Origin of the sequence: Parabacteroides sp. PH5-46, from assembly GCF_029892785.1 — a bacterium.
Taxonomy (GTDB): domain Bacteria; phylum Bacteroidota; class Bacteroidia; order Bacteroidales; family Tannerellaceae; genus DFXE01.
In genome coordinates this window covers 1-1861 of the sequence record NZ_JARXXA010000037.1, presented here as the reverse complement: position 1 = coordinate 1861, position 1861 = coordinate 1, and the positions used below count along the sequence as shown (strand labels likewise).

The 1861-nt window shown below is 48.1% G+C and carries 2 protein-coding genes; both read left to right on the top strand.

All coding sequences use genetic code 11. The features are described from left to right. Window positions 1–704 (top strand): FimB/Mfa2 family fimbrial subunit (locus M2470_RS18410; protein ID WP_280746449.1); only part of this gene is annotated, 704 nt, incomplete at its 5' end. Window positions 705–791: 87 nt separating this feature from the next. Further along, the coding region (locus tag M2470_RS18405) for a hypothetical protein (RefSeq protein WP_280746450.1) at window positions 792–1861 on the top strand (1070 nt) is incomplete at its 3' end.

The following is a 1861-nucleotide window of genomic DNA, read 5'->3' as shown; positions in this document are numbered from 1 at the left end:
AAGACAACTACATCATGAACGTACCCTTAAAAGAGGGGAATTACAAGCTCATAGCCTGGGGAAACCTTTACGATTGCTACGACATTACAGACTGTATACCGGGAACAACCACCATGGAGGAATTCATGCTCAAAGTCAAGAATACGGACAACACGGTAAGCGAACATCCTGTCCACCTCTTTTATGGAGGAGTGGAAGAGGTAGAAGTAAAAGAAGAGGCGGGGCGCAAATATGTACTGATAGACCTGACCAAAGACACGAACACGATTTACGTAAGTGCAACAGGCTTGCCATTGGGAGTAGACTCAAAGGCGGACTACGCATCAGGCACCCCTTTCCGATGTGCGATAACGTCGCGCAACGGGGAATATTACCACGACAATTCGATAACCGGAGAACGGTTGACATATATACCCCAGTATGCAGTAGAAGAAAAGAAACTGAAGTCGGACTTCGTCATCATGCGGGAGCTCAACGACGCCTCACTGACAGAGTCTAGGCTTATCCTCACGCATGAAGAGACAGAAAAGGAACTGCTCAACTGGAGCCTAACAGAACTACTGTTACCCGCTGCCATCACCGGCGACCTGGATATAGACGATGAATTCCATATCGATGTGGAATTCGACTACACCAACGGATCGTTCAGCATCAAAGTAAACGACTTTGTGGTGGTAGATAACGGCGGAAGTATTATCGGATAAGACAACCATATAAGATGACACCGTATATAAACAAAAGGAAAAGGCAAGAGAAAGGATAAAAAACAGCGGATAAAACCAAAGGAAGATATGAAGGAAATAATAAGACATATAACAACACGGAAAGACGCAAGGCAACAAAGACTAAAAGGGCTTTCAGGCCTGCTGGGCCTCTTCAGCCTGCTGGGGTTATTCAGTTTGGCCTCCTGTACGTCGGGCGAACTGGAAGTTGAACCCCCGGGAGGTGAAAAGACTGTATTGCAGTCGCTGATGACCCGTTCAGGCGAGACGGAAAACCGGGTCGGCGAGATCCGCATGATCGTGTTCGACAAACTGGGCAAATGCCATGTAAACACCACTACGCCCAAAGACGGCATGACCTTTGTAGAACAGGTTCCTACCGGACTCCTGGATGTATATTTCATAGCCAATGAACAGGGAAACTGGAAGCTGGAAGAAGTAACTTCGCCCACCATCCTGAAGGAAAAGGTACTTTCGCATACGGCCTATCCGGTAGTGGACGACAATAACCTGATCCCCATGTTCGGATTCGTCAAAGACGTCAACGCTGTATCTGGTGACACCGCCAGGATAGAAGGTGAAGACGGCAAGATACTGGAAAGGCTCTACGCCAAGGTTACGCTCGATATCAGCTGCACCTTTGCAGATATCGCCAACACGAAGATCAACCTCGACAAAGTGCTTGTACGCAGTATGCCGGCAGCGTCCTATCTGGGGGGGAAAACCTATACGGGAACCAACTTCTTCGACGGGGCGGATGTTACGCCATCAGTAAGCCTGCATGGATACAGTCCTACGGCTACCGGTTTCGCTGCCAACGGGATTACGTTCTACATTCCCGAATACCTGATCAGTGACAAGACAAAATACACCTATCTGGAGATACATGCCAGCCAGGCGGATAATACCCTTAACAAGCGTGTATACACCCTGGCTATCGGAAACAGCATAGAGACCCTATCGGTCGATGAGATGAAAGGAAGCTCGGCAACCCTTGCCGACCTGACCATTTCACGTAATACACATTACACGTTCGAAGTTGCGATCAAGGGCTTTACCCAAGATGAGTCATTGACAGTAAATGCCAAGGTTGTAACTTGGGAAGGAGTGAATATTGACACAGGGTATCCTACCTATCT